The 15620-nt window shown below is 71.6% G+C and carries 17 protein-coding genes and 1 tRNA gene; 8 read left to right on the top strand and 10 right to left on the bottom strand.

The genetic code is table 11. The features are described from left to right. Positions 1–15: 15 nt before the first annotated feature. On the bottom strand, positions 16–1086 hold the full coding sequence (locus A4X16_RS02635) for a hypothetical protein (protein WP_067115930.1): 1071 nt from the start codon (positions 1084–1086) through the stop codon (positions 16–18). Positions 1087–1267: 181 nt separating this feature from the next. On the opposite strand from A4X16_RS02635, the gene A4X16_RS02630 reads away from it, so the two are divergent. Beyond that, the gene (locus tag A4X16_RS02630) at positions 1268–2662 is read left to right on the top strand and encodes an ATP-dependent DNA helicase (protein ID WP_067115927.1); all 1395 of its coding nucleotides are present in this window, start codon (positions 1268–1270) and stop codon (positions 2660–2662) included. 21 nt (positions 2663–2683) lie between these two features. Here A4X16_RS02630 and A4X16_RS02625 read toward each other — a convergent pair whose 3' ends face one another. Both A4X16_RS02625 and A4X16_RS02620 read right to left on the bottom strand, forming a co-directional pair. Then, the gene (locus A4X16_RS02625) at positions 2684–3331 is read right to left on the bottom strand and encodes a biliverdin-producing heme oxygenase (RefSeq protein WP_067115924.1); all 648 of its coding nucleotides are present in this window, start codon (positions 3329–3331) and stop codon (positions 2684–2686) included. Between the two features lie 81 nt (positions 3332–3412). Further along, positions 3413–3736 carry a DUF2470 domain-containing protein gene (locus A4X16_RS02620; protein ID WP_067116136.1) on the bottom strand — a complete coding sequence of 108 codons (324 nt, stop codon included), beginning with the start codon at positions 3734–3736 and terminating at the stop codon, positions 3413–3415. An 88-nt stretch (positions 3737–3824) separates the two neighbouring features. On the opposite strand from A4X16_RS02620, the gene A4X16_RS02615 reads away from it, so the two are divergent. Next, a complete protein-coding gene (locus tag A4X16_RS02615) occupies positions 3825–5105 on the top strand; it encodes a serine hydrolase domain-containing protein (RefSeq protein WP_067115922.1) in 1281 nt (426 codons plus the stop codon). Between the two features lie 51 nt (positions 5106–5156). Beyond that, positions 5157–6173, top strand: coding sequence for a magnesium/cobalt transporter CorA (gene corA / locus A4X16_RS02610; protein ID WP_067115920.1), 1017 nt, complete (start codon positions 5157–5159; stop codon positions 6171–6173). A gap of 27 nt (positions 6174–6200) precedes the next feature. Here corA and A4X16_RS02605 read toward each other — a convergent pair whose 3' ends face one another. Both A4X16_RS02605 and A4X16_RS02600 read right to left on the bottom strand, forming a co-directional pair. Then, positions 6201–6419 carry a multidrug transporter gene (locus A4X16_RS02605; protein WP_067115917.1) on the bottom strand — a complete coding sequence of 73 codons (219 nt, stop codon included), beginning with the start codon at positions 6417–6419 and terminating at the stop codon, positions 6201–6203. Next, positions 6406–7779, bottom strand: coding sequence for an APC family permease (locus A4X16_RS02600; RefSeq protein ID WP_067115914.1), 1374 nt, complete (start codon positions 7777–7779; stop codon positions 6406–6408). The genes A4X16_RS02605 and A4X16_RS02600 overlap by 14 nt, the downstream gene beginning before the upstream one ends. A 135-nt stretch (positions 7780–7914) precedes the next feature. Between A4X16_RS02600 and A4X16_RS02595 the strand changes: the two genes are divergently transcribed. Further along, complete coding sequence (locus A4X16_RS02595) at positions 7915–8586, top strand: GOLPH3/VPS74 family protein (protein WP_067115909.1); 672 nt, start codon at positions 7915–7917, stop codon at positions 8584–8586. Between the two features lie 27 nt (positions 8587–8613). On the opposite strand, the gene A4X16_RS02590 is transcribed toward A4X16_RS02595, so the two are convergent. Continuing rightward, positions 8614–9363, bottom strand: a complete 750-nt coding sequence (locus tag A4X16_RS02590) for a DeoR/GlpR family DNA-binding transcription regulator (RefSeq protein ID WP_067115906.1) — start codon at positions 9361–9363, stop codon at positions 8614–8616. Positions 9364–9428: 65 nt separating this feature from the next. On the opposite strand from A4X16_RS02590, the gene A4X16_RS02585 reads away from it, so the two are divergent. Next, positions 9429–9782 (top strand): DUF4406 domain-containing protein, encoded by a 354-nt coding sequence (locus A4X16_RS02585; RefSeq protein WP_067115904.1) that lies wholly within the window; start codon positions 9429–9431, stop codon positions 9780–9782. A gap of 3 nt (positions 9783–9785) precedes the next feature. On the opposite strand, the gene A4X16_RS02580 is transcribed toward A4X16_RS02585, so the two are convergent. Continuing rightward, positions 9786–10688: an SDR family NAD(P)-dependent oxidoreductase gene (locus tag A4X16_RS02580; protein WP_082914229.1), complete on the bottom strand. Its 903-nt coding sequence runs from the start codon at positions 10686–10688 to the stop codon at positions 9786–9788. 96 nt (positions 10689–10784) lie between these two features. Here A4X16_RS02580 and A4X16_RS02575 point away from each other — a divergent pair, with 96 nt between their 5' ends. Next, entirely contained in the window at positions 10785–12113 is a 1329-nt protein-coding gene (locus tag A4X16_RS02575) for a flavin monoamine oxidase family protein (protein WP_067115898.1), read from the top strand. A 10-nt stretch (positions 12114–12123) separates the two neighbouring features. Here A4X16_RS02575 and A4X16_RS02570 read toward each other — a convergent pair whose 3' ends face one another. Together A4X16_RS02570 and A4X16_RS02565 are read right to left on the bottom strand one after the other, a co-directional pair. After that, positions 12124–12732: an HD domain-containing protein gene (locus A4X16_RS02570; protein WP_067115895.1), complete on the bottom strand. Its 609-nt coding sequence runs from the start codon at positions 12730–12732 to the stop codon at positions 12124–12126. Next, positions 12719–13678, bottom strand: a complete 960-nt coding sequence (locus A4X16_RS02565) for a LysR family transcriptional regulator (protein WP_067115893.1) — start codon at positions 13676–13678, stop codon at positions 12719–12721. The genes A4X16_RS02570 and A4X16_RS02565 overlap by 14 nt, the downstream gene beginning before the upstream one ends. A 71-nt stretch (positions 13679–13749) precedes the next feature. Between A4X16_RS02565 and A4X16_RS02560 the strand changes: the two genes are divergently transcribed. Beyond that, complete coding sequence (locus tag A4X16_RS02560) at positions 13750–14679, top strand: DMT family transporter (protein ID WP_082914228.1); 930 nt, start codon at positions 13750–13752, stop codon at positions 14677–14679. A 2-nt stretch (positions 14680–14681) separates the two neighbouring features. On the opposite strand, the gene A4X16_RS02555 is transcribed toward A4X16_RS02560, so the two are convergent. Further along, a tRNA-Gly gene (locus tag A4X16_RS02555) sits at positions 14682–14755 on the bottom strand. A gap of 93 nt (positions 14756–14848) precedes the next feature. Here A4X16_RS02555 and dcd point away from each other — a divergent pair. After that, positions 14849–15454, top strand: coding sequence for a dCTP deaminase (dcd, locus tag A4X16_RS02550; RefSeq protein ID WP_067115890.1), 606 nt, complete (start codon positions 14849–14851; stop codon positions 15452–15454). The last annotated feature ends 166 nt before the right edge of the window (positions 15455–15620 follow it).

Raw genomic sequence — 15620 nt, 5'->3', positions numbered from 1 at the left:
CCGCGCCGCGCGCGCTCAGTCGGCGGGCAGCTCGCCGGGAGAGCCGACCCGGATCGACGCGCTCCCGTCGGGCATGATCGTGATCGATCCGTCGATCTGGAACGGCACGTCCTCGGAGATCGCCTGCACCTTGCCGTCGAAGAGCGACTTGATCTCCACCTCGACGTGCGCCACGGCATCCGTCGTCGGGATCTGCCAGTGACCGTCCTCGGGCACGACCGTCACGGTCGGCTGCACCGCGATCGACCATTTCGGCAGCGAGGCGATGCGATTGGACACCTCGAGTCCGAACGGGCAGGCGGTGGGCTGCAGCACCTCCTGCGTCGTGCACTCGGTGAGGAACTCCTCCACCCGTTCCTGCACGACGGCGACGAACTCCTCCGTGGGCTCGGTCTGCACGTCGACCGGCGTCGTGGCCAGGGGGCTGTCGGCGAGGACCCCGACGCCCTCGGAGCGCGCGATGGGAGTGTCGACCGTGACCGAGTAGAGGCCGGGGGTGAAGACGAGCAGCGGCAGCGGGTCGAGGGGTGCGGCGCTCGCGCCGTCGATCGAGACCTGCCGGCGGTCGACCTCGAAGCCGTTGACGGCGAACCGGTCGGCGCCGCGGAGGGTCAGCTCGACGACCGCGAGGGGACTCGTGGTGAAGCGCCAGTTGGGCGTGACCCCGGCCCAGCCGTCCTGAGCGACCGAGAAGGTGGTGGTCCCCTCGTGGCCGCTGGCCGAGTACGACACGGTGACGGCGGTGGTGTCGCCGTCGGGCTTCTCCGACAGCACCTCGACGTCGGTCAGCGGCGCGAGAGCGGACTGCCGCAGCATGGCCTCGGAGGCCGAGGCGCCGATCCCCGCGAGCTCCAGCGTCTCGCGGTCGATCGCGACACCCGGCACCTGCAGGGCGTCCGCCGCGCGTCCCTGCGAGAGCAGGTCGAGATAGCGCACGACGAACGCCGACGGCCCGTAGAACTGCTGATACAGCGTGGCACCGCCCGCGGCCAGGGCCGCGACGAGCGCCAGACCGACCACCGAGAGCAGCGCCATGTCGGCAGCCAGACGAGAGCGCCGGGGCGCCGTCGACTCAGCCTGCTGCATGGCGTCAGTCTAGGAGCGCGGCCTGGGACGACGCCGAGCGCGCAGGCACGGGAGGACACAAGCGAAGGCGGATGCGCGGGCGACGGCTCGCCGTACCATGGAGAGGCGCGTCCGTCGCGTCGTCCCGCGGCTGCGGACCTCCCCGTCCCGCCCCGTCCCGTCCCGTCCCCGTGAGAGAACCGTGTCGATCCCCGCCCTGTCCGACGAGCAGCACGAGCTGTTCCGCCTCATCGAGGACACGAGCGAGCACGTCTTCATCACCGGTCGGGCCGGCACGGGCAAGTCGACGCTCCTGCAGTACTTCTCGTGGAACACGAAGAAGCAGATCGCGATCTGCGCGCCGACGGGCGTCGCGGCGCTGAACGTCGAGGGGCAGACCATCCACTCGCTGTTCCGGCTGCCGATCGGCCTGATCGGCGGGTCGGACATCGACCAGAACGACAACACGCGCCGCATCCTCAACGCGATCGAGACGCTCGTGATCGACGAGATCTCGATGGTGAACGCCGACCTGATGGATGCCATCGACCGCTCGCTCCGGCAGGCGCGCGGCAAGCGCGGCATTCCCTTCGGCGGCGTGCAGATCGTCATGTTCGGCGACCCCTACCAGCTCGCGCCCGTGCCGCCGCGCGGCGAGGAGCTGCGCTACGTGAAGGACCACTACCGCTCGTTCTGGTTCTTCGACGCCAAGGTGTGGGCGGGGTCGGGCGGCGGCGAGGGCGACGACGGCGACGGCGGGCTGTTCGCGGTCGACACCCGCGCAGAGCTGCACGTGCGCGAGCTGGTGCAGATCCACCGGCAGTCCGACGACGGGTTCAAGGCGATGCTCAACGCCGTGCGCTACGGCCGCGTCACCGCCGAGATCGCGGGCATCCTCAACACCCGGGGTGCGCGCACGCCGCCCGACCCCGAGCCGGGCGAGGTGCCGATGATCACGCTCGCGACCCGCAACGACATCGTCAACAGCATCAACAGCCGCCACCTCGCCGCCCTCCCTGGCAAGGAGCAGACCGCCAGGGCCGAGGTGAGCGGCGAGTTCGGACGCGGCGAGGCGTCGCTGCCGGCCGAGCCCGAGCTCAAGCTGAAGGTCGGCGCGCAGGTCATGTTCCTGCGCAACGACACCTCGATGTCCGGCGAGCCGCCGCGCTGGGTGAACGGCACGATCGGCACGGTCGTCCGCATCCTCGGAGAGACGGTGCGCGTCGAGATCGACGGCGAGGAGGTCGACGTCGAGCCCGCGGTCTGGGAGCGGTTCCGCTACTCCTACGAGCCGAGCACGAAGAAGCTGACCCGCGACGTGGTCGCCGAGTTCACGCAGTTCCCGCTGCGCCTGGCGTGGGCGGTGACGATCCACAAGTCCCAGGGCAAGACGTACGAGCGCGCGATCGTCGACCTGGGGTCGGGCGCATTCGCTCCGGGGCAGACCTACGTGGCGCTGTCGCGGCTCACCTCGCTCGACGGGCTGTACCTGTCGAGGGCGCTGCGCCCCAGTGACATCCGGGTCGACGAGGACGTGCGCCGCTTCATGCGCGACGCCTGGCTGGCGGCGTCCACGCCGGAGCTGCCGCGCGCGTGAGCGCGGGACGGGCGACCGCGGTCAGGCGACGAGTCGGGCGCGGTCGAGGTCCTCGAAGAGCTCGGTGTTGAAGCGGTACGCGAGCAGGACCTCGTCGATCACGCGCTCGCGCTCGGCCTGGTCCCACGGCGCCGCGTCGAGCTGCTCGCGGTAGACGTCCTTGAAGGCCGACGGGTCGGCGATGTCGTCGAACAGGTAGAAGCCGATGCCGTTGGTCTCGAAGCCGAAGCGTCGGGCCATCACGCGACCGATGAAGATGCCGCCCGACAGGTCGCCGAGGTAGCGCGTGTAGTGGTGCGCCACGAATCCGCCGGCCCAGGTCGCGCCGACCTGGCGGATGCGCTCGACGTAGCGCTGCGTGGTGGGCAGCGGCAGGATCTGCTCGCGCCAGTCGGCGCCGAGGAGGAACTCGAGGTCGGCCTCCAGCGCGGGCAGGCGGGTCAGCTTGTCGCTGAGGAAGACGGATGCCACGGGATCCTGGCGCATCCGGTCGCCGGCGCCCTCGAGCGCCTCGTAGATGAAGTAGTGCTGTGCCACGAGAGCGATGTAGTCCTCGCGGGAGCCCTCGCCCTTCAGGAGGTCGGACATGAATCCGGCGCCCTCGCTGCGGGAGTGCGAGCTGGACGAGCGCTCGCGGAGCGCGGCGGAGAAGGAGAGGATCTCGGACATGTCCTCAGTGTAAGGGCAGCCTTACCTTTGGCGAAACCCTCCGCGTGACTCTCGACGAAGCCCTCCGCGTGACTCTCGGCCTCAGGCGTGCGGGCGGGGCTCGACGCCGAGCCGCTCGCAGGCCAGGTCGTACAGCGCCACGACCTCGCGCCGCACGGCGGGACGGTCGGCGATCGGGCCGCCGGGCCACGGCACGCGCAGCTCGGTCGCCGCATCCTCGCGCGTGACCTCCCACGTGCCGCCGTCGCCGTCGAACCCGGTCATCACCGCACCGGTGATCCCGTCGGCCCCGCCCTCCGCCGCGGGCGAGAACGCGCGGGCGATGAGCAGGTTGTCGTCGGTGTGGTCGCCGTTCATGTGGCGGAGGATCGCGGCGACGACGTCGGATTCGAAGGTGTGGGGCATGCTCATCACCCTAAGGGCGGCTGGGCGATGCGGTCTTTCAGGATCCGCGTTCTAGACTCGGGAGACACATCTTCCGGGGGTCCCCTTCATGCAGCTTCTCTCGTCGCGCCGATTCCGCGCCGCAGCGGCCTCCATCGCCGTGCTCGGGCTCTTCCTCACGGGGTGCACCGCGGAGCGCGACTTCAGCTACACGCCGCCCGCCCAGGTCGACGCGGCCCTGCCCGACGACACGGTCGCCGCGATGCAGGATGCCGTGAACAACGCGCTCGTCGCCTCCGGCGCCACCGGCGCCGTCGTCGGCGTCTGGGTGCCGTGGAGCGGCACCTGGGTGAGCGGCGTCGGCACGCAGGACCCCGGCGCGGGCGCGGAGATCAGCACCGACATGGCGTTCCGCATCGGAGACGTCACCCGCCTGATGACCTGCGACGTGCTGTACGGCCTCGCCGACGACGGCATCGTCGAGCTCGACGCCCCGGTGCCCGACTACGTGTCGGGCGTGCCGGATCTGACGGAGGCCACCCTCGTCGACCTCTGCAACGCCACGACCGGCGTCGGCTCGTCCGAGGCGGCGGCCAAGCCGGCCTGGATGAGCACCCCCGAGAGGCGGTGGGCTCCGCTGGAGCTCGCGGCCTCGGGCCTGGGCGCGGCCCGTTCGGCTCCCGGCACGTACAACGGCGCCGACGTGAACTACCTCCTCCTGGGCCTCGCGCTGGAGCGGGCATCGGGCCGCACGGCATCCGAGCTCATCGCCGAGTACGTGACCGAGCCGCTCGGCCTCGCGAACACGTCGCTGCCGTCGCCCGCGGCGGCTCCGCCGTCGTCCGACGCCGTCATGGAGGGCCACTACCTCAGCCCCGTCGAAGGCGGCTACAACTGCGCCGCCCCCGTGGACATCACCACGATGTCCTCGAGCACCGGCTACACCGACTCCGGAGTGGTGTCGACCATCGAGGATCTGGGCCGCTACGCCCAGGCCGAAGCCGCCCAGGCGCTGCGCACCGAGGAGGAGCCCGATCGGTTCGCCGCTCCGCTCCCCGCGTTCGACGGCGCGCCGTCATGGCAGCAGGCGACGGGAGGCGCGAGCCTCGTGGGAAGCCTCGTCGGCCAGTACGGCTGGACCCCCGGCTACGCCACCGCCGCATACAGCGACCCCGCCACCGGGTTCACGGTCGCGGTGTCGCTGAACGACTCGACGCTCGGCGGCACGATCGCCTCGTACCTGTCGTGGGAGCTCGCCGCCATCGCCTCGAAGGCGCCCGCCGCCTCGGGCGAGACCGCGCCGGAGTTCGGCCTGCCGTTCACGGCGGAGCAGTACCACCAGGCGATCGCCGACACGGCCGTCGCCTGCGTCGCCCCGCCCGCGGGCTGATCACACCGTCGCGCCGCGGCCGCGGCCGACGAGAGCGCGGAGGGAGCGCCGATGGCGATCATCGACAACGCGATCTACGTCGACGGCGTGCGCACCGAGAACCCGCACAGCCTCAGCGAGACGTTCGAGGTGCTGCGCGAGCGCGGCGGGATGAGCTGGATCGGCCTGTACCGGCCGAGCGAGGCCGAGATCCGCGAGGTCGCCGACGAGTTCGGCATCCACGCCCTCGTGGTGGAGGACGCGCTCTCCGGCCACCAGCGGTCGAAGCTCGAGCGGTACGGCGACGTGCTGTTCATGGTGCTGCGCTCGGCGCGCTACCTCGACGCCGCCGAGGAGGTGGAGTTCGGCGAGATCCATGTGCTCGTGGGGCGCGACTTCGTCGTCACGATCCGGCACGCGGAGTCGCCCGACCTCGGACGGGTGCGTCGACGTCTGGAGGGCGACCCCGCTCTGCTCAGGCTCGGCCCCGAGGCCGTGCTCTACGCGATCCTCGACGAGGTCGTCGACGAGTACGCGCCGGTGCTCGCCGGCCTCGAGAACGACATCGACGAGATCGAGAGCCAGCTCTTCGAGGACGAGGTCGACGCGACGCAGCGCATCTACGAGCTCGGGCGCGAGGTGATCGACTTCCAGCGGGCGGTGCAGCCCCTGACCGGCATGCTCGAGGCCCTGCTGCGCGGGTCGGAGAAGTGCCGGGTCGATGAGGAGCTGCAGCGGTATCTCCGCGACGTGCTCGACCACACGCTGCGTGTCTCGGAGCGCGCGACGACCTTCCGCACGGTGCTCGACAACGCTCTCACCGTGGAGTCGACGATCGTCGCGCGCCGGCAGAACGAGGAGATGCGGCGGATGACCGAGCTCAGCATCCGTCAGAACGACGAGGTGAAGAAGATCTCGGGCTGGGCGGCGATCCTCTTCGCCCCCACGCTGGTCGGCACCGTCTACGGCATGAACTTCGACCACATGCCCGAGCTGCACTGGGTGCTCGGGTATCCGATGGCGCTCGGGCTGATGCTCGCGATGGGCATCGGCCTGTACGCCGTGTTCAAGCGCAAGGGCTGGCTCTAGCCTCCGACGCGCCGCGTGATCCGGAGATCAGGACTCGTCGTCGTCGACCTCGACGCCGGGGCCGGGGCCGGGGCGCACGGGCGCTCCGTCGGCGATGTCGATGCGGGTGTTGCCGTCGTGCTCCGAGACCTCGATGCGCGGAGCGGCGTCGGCCTCGGTCGCATCCGGAGCCGCGGTCAGCTGATCGTGCCGCTTCTCCTCGCTGGTCATCTCGTCGACGCTGCGGGTGTCGTCAGGCGTGCTCATGGGACTCCTTCGGGGTGTCGATGGACGGGTCGGTCGAGGCCGCGCGGCGGCGGCCCCAGCGGGCGAGCAGGTACAGGACGCCGCCCACGGCGAGCAGGATGCCGCCGAAGAGCCAGACGACCCCTCGCTGCTGCGTGAGCAGCAGGATGCACGAGGCGATGCCGAGCACGGGGACGAACGTCCAGATGCGGAAGTGGTCGTGCTCGACGCGATCGCGACGGAGCACGAGCACCGAGACGTTGACGCTGAGGAACACGAAGAGCAGCAGCAGCACCACGGTCTCGGCGAGGGTGGCGAGGTCGCCGACGAGCGTGAGCCCCATCGCGACCAGCGTCGTCGTGAGGATCGCGACCCAGGGGGTCTTGCGGTTCGGGAGGACGCGCCCGAGCACGCCGGGGAGCAGCTGCTGCTCGGCCATGCCGTAGGTGAGTCGGCTCACCATGATCATCGTGAGCAGCGCGCCGTTCGCGACGGCGATGAGGGCGATCAGGCTGAACAGCCACGACGGGATGCTGACGCCCGTGGCCTCGACCACCGCGAGCAGCGGGCCGCTGGACTCCTGGAGGTCGGATGCCGGCAGGGCGATCGAGCTCGCCACGCCGACGAGCACGTAGACCGCGCCGGCCGTGAACAGGGCGCCGAACAGCGCGCGCGGGTAGGTGCGGCGCGGGTTCTTCACCTCTTCGATCATGTTCGCCGAGGTCTCGAAGCCGACGAACGAGTAGTAGGCGATCACCGCTCCGGCGAGCACCGCCATCGCGGCGGGCGTGCCGTCGGGTGTCTGGGTGAGTCGCGAGGCGTCGCCGCCCCCGCCGGCGACGAAGACGCCGACCACGGCGATGACGATCACGAGCCCGCTCAGCTCGATCGCGGTCATCACGAGGTTCGCGCCCATCGACTCGCGGATGCCGCGGGCGTTCAGCGCCGCGACGACGGCGAGGAAGACGATGGCGACGGGTGTCGCCGGCACGTCGAAGAACGTGCCGAAGTAGTCGCCCGCGAACGCGATCGCGAGGCCCGCCGCGCTGGTGACGCCCGCGGCGAGCATGCTGAACCCGACCAGGAACGACACCAGGGGGCTGCGGAAGGCCCGCTCGGCGAAGACCGAGGCGCCGCCGGCGCGCGGGTACTTCGTCACGAGCTCCGCGTACGAGCCGGCGGTCAGCAGGGCGAGCAGGAGCGCGAGCAGCAGCGGCGCCCAGAGCATGCCGCCGACCTTCTCGGAGAGCACTCCCATGAGGGCGTAGATCCCGGCGCCGAGCACGTCGCCGAGGATGAAGGCGAAGAGCAGGGGGCCGGTGATGGCGCGGCGCAGGCGCGTGGGCTGCTCGCCCGCGGGAGCGGCGGTGTCCGTGGTCATGCTCGGAACATAGGGATCCGCCGGTCGCGGGGCGACGGGGTTGACAGGCCGATGGTCCGTGGCGCACCGGCATCCGCGAGAAGTCATCCGAACGGGGGATGCCGAGGCGCGACGCGGCGTCCTACCGTGGAGGACATGCTGATCGTGGAAGAACTGCACATGCTTCTGCTCCGGCCCGACGGCCGCATCGAGAGCGCCGTGAGCGTGAACCGCCTCTACGGCGAGGTCGCCGCCGTGATCGTCGACCTCGCACTGCACGGACGCATCCGTCTGACGGAGGAGAAGAACCCCGTCGTCGAGATCGTGTCGACGGAGCCGACCGGCAATCCCATCCTCGACAGCACGCTCGCGCGGCTGGTGCCGCTGCGGGGCAAGCGACTGCAGTCCCTGGTGATGCGCCCGAAGCTCGACCCCCTCGAGGTCGTCGTCGAGTCGCTGCTCGTGCAGGGCGTGCTCGTGCGGGGCGAGCGCGGGTTCTTCGGCTGGGGTTCCGCCCGCACGCCCGAGTCCGACCCGACCCCCGAGCAGCTCCTGCGATCGCGGCTCGCCGACGTGCTGGCCGGGCGGGCGGCGCCGTCGCAGGCCGACGCCGCGCTGCTCTCGATCCTGCAGAACCTGAACGCGGCGCACGCGATCCTGCGGGAGGAGTGCGGCGGTGCCTCGGCGCGTGAGCTGAAGCGGCGCATCGACGAGATCGCGGCGGGCTCGGCCGCCGGCAACGCGGTGGCGACGGCCGTCACCACCGCGATCTCCGCGGCGCTGATGGCGGCGATGACCCCCGTCATCGTGGCGGCGACGGTCAGCTGACCCCGGCCGCCGTCGGCGGCGCGGCCGTCAGCGGTGCAGCGGCACGACGGCCGCGAGCTGCTCGAGCACCGGATCGCGGTCGAGCGGATCGACCACGATCCCGGCGACGGCGTCGAGGGCGAGCACGGGGAATCGGGAGACGGCGCCGATCTTCTCCTCGCTGGCGAGCACGAGGGTCTCGGCGGACCTGGCCGCGATGGCGCGCTTGGTGGCGGCGTCCTCCAGGCTGCCGGTGGTGAGGCCCCGCGCCGGATCCACGCCGGTCGCACCGAGGAAGAAGAGGTCGGCCGCGAGGTGCTGCACGGCCTCCATGGCGAGGGCTCCGCCCGCGACCATCGAGAACCGGGAGAGCTCGCCGCCGATCATCACGACCCGCGCGTCGGACTGCTCGGCGGCGGCGACGGCGATCGCCGGGCTGGGGGTGATGACCGTGAGGTCGCCGCCGTGCGGCAGCATCCGCGCCATGGCGAGGGTCGTCGTGCCCGCGTCGAGCACGATGACGGATGCCGGGGCGATCAGCTCCACCGCGCGCCGCGCCACCCGCTCCTTGCTGTCGGTCGCCAGGGCGCGGCGCTGATCGACGGGGCGATCGGCGGGTGCGACCGGAAGCGCCCCGCCGTAGACGCGCACGAGCTCCCCGGCCTCGGCGAGCTCGCGCAGGTCGCGGCGGACGGAGTCCTCGGAGATGCCGAGCTCCCGCGCGACGTCCTTCGCCACCACGCGTCCGTCGCGTCGCAGGACGTCGCGGAGGTGAGCCTTGCGCTGCGCGCCGAGCATTCGTTCTCCTCACGTTCTTTCTTGAAGTTGCATGTTCTTGCACGGTTAACGTTACAGTGCTCGATATGAAAACACCACTCCTCATCCTCATCGCCGGTCCCTACCGCTCCGGGACGGACGGCGACCCCGAGCTCATCGCCCGGAACCTCGAGCGGCTCGAAGAGGCCGCCGCACCGATCCACCGTCGGGGACACGTTCCGATGATCGGCGAATGGGTCGCGCTTCCCGTGCTCCGCGGCATGGACGAGACCGATGACACAGAGGGCGACGTCATGTACGAGACCGCTCGGCGCCTGCTGCAGCACTGCGATGCCGTGCTGCGTCTGCCCGGCGAATCCGCGGGTGCCGACAAGGACGTCGAGATCGCACTCGAGCGCGGCCTGCCCGTGTACCGCTCGCTCGAGGAGATCCCCGTCTGACGTTCAGACCGCGAAGCGCACGCCGGTGAGCTCCTCCGCGATCGACCACAGCTCGGTCGCGATCGCGGAGGAGCGCACCTCTGCCGACGCCTGGACGCGCGCGGGCGCGCCGCGGAACTCGAGCAGACCTCCGGGGCCCCAGTACTCGCCGCCGGCGGCGTCCCGGGCGACGACCGCGTGCACGATCGGCTCCGCGCCGGCGTCCTTGCCCTGCACGAGGCCGCGCGAGAGCGCCGCGGCCGCGCGGACCGGACCAGAGACGGCGGCCAGGCCGTCGCGGTACGGGGTGAGCGGATCGACGGCGTACCCGGGATGCGCGCACAGCGCCGATCGCCCTGAGCCGCGCCAGCGCCGATCGAGCTCGAACGTCAGCGACATCAGCGCCGCCTTCGACCGGCCGTACCGGCGCAGCGACGGCCCGCTCCACGGCTGCGACAGCGTCGCCGGATCGATGCGCGCGAACCGATGCGCCAGCGAGCCGACGGCGACGACCCGCGCGTCAGGGGCGAGTGCGTGGCCGAGCCGGGCGAGCAGGGCGAAGTGACCGAGCGCGTTCGTCCCCACCATGAGGTCGAGCCCGTCCTCCGTGCGATCAGCGGGATCGGCGGCCTTCACCCCGGCATTGCAGATCACGGCGTCGAGCCGCTCGTCGACCCGCGCTGCGGCGTCGCGGATGACGGCGAGCGATCCGAGGTCGACCGGAAGGGTGCCGACATCGGCTCCGAGGACGCCCGCTCGCAGGGTCTTCGCGGCGACCTCCGCGCGGTGCGTCGAGCGGCATCCGAGCAGCACCCTGGCTCCGCGGGCGGCGAGGAGCTCGGCGCACCAGTAGCCGATTCCGGCGTTCGCGCCCGTGATCAGCACGGTGCGTCCGACGAGGTCGCGTCGGGCGGGGGAGGGGGTCACGGTCTCAATCTAGGGGAGACGGGGGTGCGTCACCGCCGCTGTCGCTATCGTCGGAGAAGGCCCGCAGCGGAGCGGGCGCGAGAGGACGGACGCATCATGGAGCACGTCGACACGGTCATCGTGGGAGCGGGCGTCGCGGGACTCAGCGCCGCGCGGCTGCTGCAGGACGCCGGGCAGCGGGTGATCGTGCTCGAGGCCAGGGATCGCGTGGGCGGTCGCGTGCACACCGACCGCGACCACGGAGCCCCCACCGACCTCGGGGCGTCGTGGATTCACGGCGTGGACGGGAGCCCGGTCGCCGCCGCGGTCGCGGCGTTCGGCATGCGCACGGTGGAGTTCACGGTCGGCGGCTACCAGCCCGACAGCAGGCCCATCGCGTACTACGGTCCCGACGGCGCGCGGCTCGACGACGAGGCGGCCAGGGCGTTCGCCGCGGACGTCCATGCGGTGGACGCGACGCTGACCGCGGTGATCGCCGAGTCCGCGGCGGACGCGTCGTACCGCGACGTCACCGAGGTCGCGCTCGCCCGTCAGGGCTGGGCGGAGCAGCGCGTCCAGCGCGTGCGCGAGTACCTGGAGCACCGCTCCGAGGAGCAGTACGGCGCCTGGATCGAGGACCTCGCCGCGCACGGCCTCGACGACGACTCGATCGACGGCGACGAGGTCGTGTTCCCCGACGGGTACGACGCCCTGCCGACGCGGCTCGCGGAGGGCCTCGACGTCCGCCTCGACCACGCCGTGACGCGCGTCGAGTGGTCGGACGGCGTCTCGGTGCGCACGGCGCACGGCGTGGTGAGCGCCGACGCCGCGATCGTCACGGTGCCCGTGGGGGTGCTGCGCTCCGGCGCCCTCGAGATCGTCCCCGCGCTGCCCGCCGTCAACGCGCAGGCGCTCGGTCGGCTGCGGATGAACGCGTTCGAGAAGGTCTTCCTGCGGTTCCCCTCGCGGTTCTGGGATGCCGACGTCTACGCCATCCGCCAGCAGGGGCCGCACGCCCGGTGGTGGCACTCCTGGTACGACCTCACGCCGCTGCACGGGGAGCCCACCCTGCTCACGTTCGCGGCGGGTCCCGCGGCCCTCGGCATCCGCGACTGGGCGGACGAGCAGGTCGCCGCCTCGGTGATGGAGCAGCTCGGGCGGCTCTTCGGCGACCGCGTCGAGCAGCCGCTGTCGGTGCGCCGCACGGCCTGGCAGGACGACCCCTGGTCGCACGGCTCCTACGCGTACATGACGCTCGGATCGACCACGGCCGATCACGACGACCTCGCCGCTCCCGTCGGAGGGGTGCTGCACATCGCGGGGGAGGCGACCTGGACGGACGATCCCGCGACGGTGCCCGCCGCGATGCTGTCCGGCCACCGTGCCGCCGAGCGCGTGCTCGGTCGCGACGTCGCGATCGACCGCCTGTGGGCGCACGCCGGCTGAGCGACGTCCGTCAGGCCCCCAAGGCCTCCAGCGGGTTGCGTCGCAGCTTGTCGACGACGCCGCCGTCGGCGAGCCGCTTCGCGGAGGTGTGCGGCTTGCGCCCCGCCTGCTCGACGACGTCGGACCCGAACTCGACGGCGAGATCGAGACGCGGGTGGGCCGCGAGCACCTCGCGCAGAAACTCGGTCGGCAGGGCCTCGGGGCGGGCGCCGGAGATGTCGAGGCCGGTCGCGATCTCCAGCAGGTAGCCCTCCTGGTCGAGCTCCGGATCGACGGAGGGCCAGTTGTGTCGGACGATCACGTCCAGCGCGCGCCCGCTCCGTGTCTCATCCCAGCCCCCGCCCGTCGTCAGCGCGGCCGCGACATGCCCTCCCGCCTCCTCGTACGAGAGCAGGACGTTGTCGAAGGCGGGCGCCAGGCCGATGTCGTGCAGCATGGCCGACACGTACAGGAGCTCGTGGTCGATCGCCGTGCGCCCCTCGATCTGGGCGAAGGCCTCCGCCCAGATCCACGAGCGGACGACGTGGTTCTGCATCGACGGCGACTGGTGGCGGGCCGCGAACGCGAGAGCGGCCCGCGCGACCGGAGTGTCCGGCGCCCGGAAGTCAGAGAGGTGCATGGATGTGGCCCTTCCCGTCGACGGTGTCTTCTCGTCCGAATCTATCCGCCGCCGAGGCCCGCGACGCCACCGTGCGCAGCGCCTCGAGCACCGCACGGACCGACGTGTGCGCCAGGGACTCCGGGCGGGCGAGGACGTCGACGTGGCGCACGACCGGCTGTCCGGCCAGCGGGCGCAACACCATGCCGTCGGTGGCGAGCGGCGCGGCGGTGAACCGCGGCATCACGGCGATCGCGGCTCCTGAGCGGACCACCTGCGCCGCGACCGAGAACTCGTTGATGCGATGGTCGATCCTCGGCGTCTGGCCGATGAGACCGCCGAGGTGGCGCAGCACCCCGGCCAGCGGGAAGCGCTCGTGCGTCGAGATCCAGCGCTGGTCCCGCAGGTCCTCCGGCGAGATGCGGTCGCGTCGGGCGAGGGGGTGGTCCTCGTGCAGGGCGATGTCGAGCGGCTCGACCAGCAGGGGGAAGACCCGGTGCCGCTCCCTCGGCCACTCCGGATCATGCGCGAGCCGGTGCGCGATCACGAGGTCGTGATCGGCGGTGAGTCCGGGGAACTCCTCCCGAGGGACGTCGGCGTCGACGAGCGCGAGGCGTGCGCGGTCGCCGATCTCCGCGACGAGGGGCCCGAACAGCGCGAGTCCGGCACTGTGGAAGGCCGCCACGCCGACCGGGCGCTCGGTCCGACCGTGGAACGAGTCGACGGTCGCCCGTGCCTCCGCCAGCGCCTGCTCCACCCGCGAGGCGGCGACGGCGAGCGCCTCTCCGGCCTCGGTGAGGACCAGGCGGCGTCCGCGCTTCGTCGTGAGCGGCACAGGCACGCTCGACTGCAGCGCGGAGAGCTGCTGGGACACGGCCGACGGGCTGACGCGCAGTGCCTCCGCCACCGCCGCGACGCTTCCTCGATCGCCGAGCTCGCGGAGGAGCGAGAGCCGCGCGGCATCCATCAGATCTCCTTACTCATCGGTGAAGATGAAGGCCATTGTTCTTATGTGTCTCGGACGACACACTAGCAACCGTGCCCGCGATCCTCCGCTCCGACCGTCTCGTCGACATCCTGCTCATCGGCGTCGCGATGGTGTGGGGCGCGAGCTTCGTCGCGGCCAAGGATCTCGCCGAGGAGGTCGGCGTCCCGTCCGCCGTCGCCCTCCGCTTCCTCGTCGCCGTGCTGGCGCTCGGGCTCCTCTGCCTCCTGCGTCGCGAACGGCTCCCTCGCGGACGGGGGCTGGGGATCGCTCTCCTGCTCGGATGCACCCAGGCCGCGATCATCGGACTGGAGACGGCCGGCGTCGTGCTCACCTCGGCGACGAACGCCGGGTTCCTCATCAGCCTCTCGCTGGTGATGACGCCGGTGCTCGAGGGGCTCGCGTCTCGGCGGTGGCTGCCGCGCGGATACTTCGTCGCGGCGGTCGCCGCGGTGGTCGGCGTCTGCCTGCTGGTCTCCGACGGCGGCCTCCGTTCGCCGACACTCGGCGATCTTCTCGTCATCCTCGCCGCCGTCGTCCGCGCCGTCCACGTCACGGCCAGCGGGCACCTCACCCGGGGCCGGACGGAGGGGTCGCTCGGCATGGTGCTGGTCCAGTTGGGAGTGTGCGCGGGGTTGTCGTCCCTCGTCGCCGGGGCGGCTCTGCCGGCATCCATCGGCCGTCTCAGCGTCGGCGGGTGGGTCGACGTGCTCTTCCTGGGTGTGCTCTGCTCCGTCTTCGCCTTCGTGGTGCAGCTGTGGGCGGTGCGCCGGACCTCGGCATCCCGGGCCAGCATCCTCATGGGCACCGAGCCGGTGTGGGCGCTCGCGGCGGGGTTCCTTCTGGCCGGGGAGCGGATCGGCATCGTCGGCGCCCTCGGGTCGCTCGTGATCCTCGTGTCGACGTACGCGGGGCAGGCGATCGAGCGTCGGGCGAGGCGGGCACCGGGATCGACAGTCCTGGTGGCGCCTGCGCCGAACTGATGTGGAGGGGCTGACGGGAATCGAACCCGCGCTGTCTGCTTGGGAAGCAGAAGTTCTACCATTGAACTACAGCCCCGAACCCGCATCCGGAGAGCGGGTGCTCGCAAGCCTACCGGGCGGATCCGTCACGACCAAAGTGCCACTCGCGGGCGATGACTAGGCTGGTGCCGTGCTTCTCAGCGACCGCGACATCAGGGCAGAACTCGCATCGGGCCGGATCGGCCTCACGCCGCACGAGCCGGAGATGATCCAGCCGTCGAGCATCGACGTGCGTCTGGACCGCTACTTCCGGCTCTTCGACAACCACAAGTACCCGTTCATCGATCCGTCCGTCGACCAGCCCGAGCTCACGCGGCTCATCGAGGTCGATCCCGAGGAGCCGTTCATCCTGCATCCGGGGGAGTTCGCGCTCGGGGCGACGTTCGAGCAGGTGACGCTGTCGGACGACATCGCCGCGAGGCTCGAGGGAAAGTCGTCCCTGGGTCGCCTCGGACTCATCACCCACTCGACGGCGGGGTTCATCGACCCCGGGTTCACCGGGCACGTCACGCTCGAGCTCGCGAACGTCGCGACGCTGCCGATCAAGCTGTGGCCGGGCATGAAGATCGGTCAGCTCTGCTTCTTCCGCCTCACGTCGCCGGCCGAGAACCCGTACGGCTCCGGCCCCTACGGCAACCGCTACCAGGGACAGCGCGGCCCCACGGCATCCCGGTCGTTCCAGAACTTCCATCGCACGAACGTCGGCACGACCGACGTCGGATCACTCGGAGGCTGACGATGACCGACGACAGCACGACCCCGCACGACTCCCCGGCGGATGCTGTCGTCCCGCCGCCTCCGCCCGAGACCCCCGTGCCCGATGACGTGATCCCGCCGGCTCCGCCGGAGACGCCGATCCCCGAGGGGCTCATCCCGCCTCCCGCCGACATCCCGCCGCCCTC

The sequence above is a fragment of the Microbacterium sp. H83 genome (assembly GCF_001650405.1).
Taxonomy (GTDB): Bacteria; Actinomycetota; Actinomycetes; order Actinomycetales; family Microbacteriaceae; genus Microbacterium.
Note: the sequence above shows the minus strand (reverse complement) of the source record. Positions and strands in the feature narration are given on the sequence as shown.

Coding starts and splice junctions, on each gene's coding strand:
- A4X16_RS02635 (WP_067115930.1), bottom strand. CDS start 1,086: ATGCAGCAGGCTGAGTCGACGGCGCCCCGGCGCTCTCGTCTGGCTGCC.
- A4X16_RS02625 (WP_067115924.1), bottom strand. CDS start 3,331: ATGTCCGAGATCCTCTCCTTCTCCGCCGCGCTCCGCGAGCGCTCGTCC.
- A4X16_RS02620 (WP_067116136.1), bottom strand. CDS start 3,736: ATGCCCCACACCTTCGAATCCGACGTCGTCGCCGCGATCCTCCGCCAC.
- A4X16_RS02615 (WP_067115922.1), top strand. CDS start 3,825: ATGCAGCTTCTCTCGTCGCGCCGATTCCGCGCCGCAGCGGCCTCCATC.
- corA (WP_067115920.1), top strand. CDS start 5,157: ATGGCGATCATCGACAACGCGATCTACGTCGACGGCGTGCGCACCGAG.
- A4X16_RS02605 (WP_067115917.1), bottom strand. CDS start 6,419: ATGAGCACGCCTGACGACACCCGCAGCGTCGACGAGATGACCAGCGAG.
- A4X16_RS02600 (WP_067115914.1), bottom strand. CDS start 7,779: ATGACCACGGACACCGCCGCTCCCGCGGGCGAGCAGCCCACGCGCCTG.
- A4X16_RS02595 (WP_067115909.1), top strand. CDS start 7,915: ATGCTGATCGTGGAAGAACTGCACATGCTTCTGCTCCGGCCCGACGGC.
- A4X16_RS02590 (WP_067115906.1), bottom strand. CDS start 9,363: ATGCTCGGCGCGCAGCGCAAGGCTCACCTCCGCGACGTCCTGCGACGC.
- A4X16_RS02585 (WP_067115904.1), top strand. CDS start 9,429: ATGAAAACACCACTCCTCATCCTCATCGCCGGTCCCTACCGCTCCGGG.
- A4X16_RS02575 (WP_067115898.1), top strand. CDS start 10,785: ATGGAGCACGTCGACACGGTCATCGTGGGAGCGGGCGTCGCGGGACTC.
- A4X16_RS02570 (WP_067115895.1), bottom strand. CDS start 12,732: ATGCACCTCTCTGACTTCCGGGCGCCGGACACTCCGGTCGCGCGGGCC.
- A4X16_RS02565 (WP_067115893.1), bottom strand. CDS start 13,678: ATGGATGCCGCGCGGCTCTCGCTCCTCCGCGAGCTCGGCGATCGAGGA.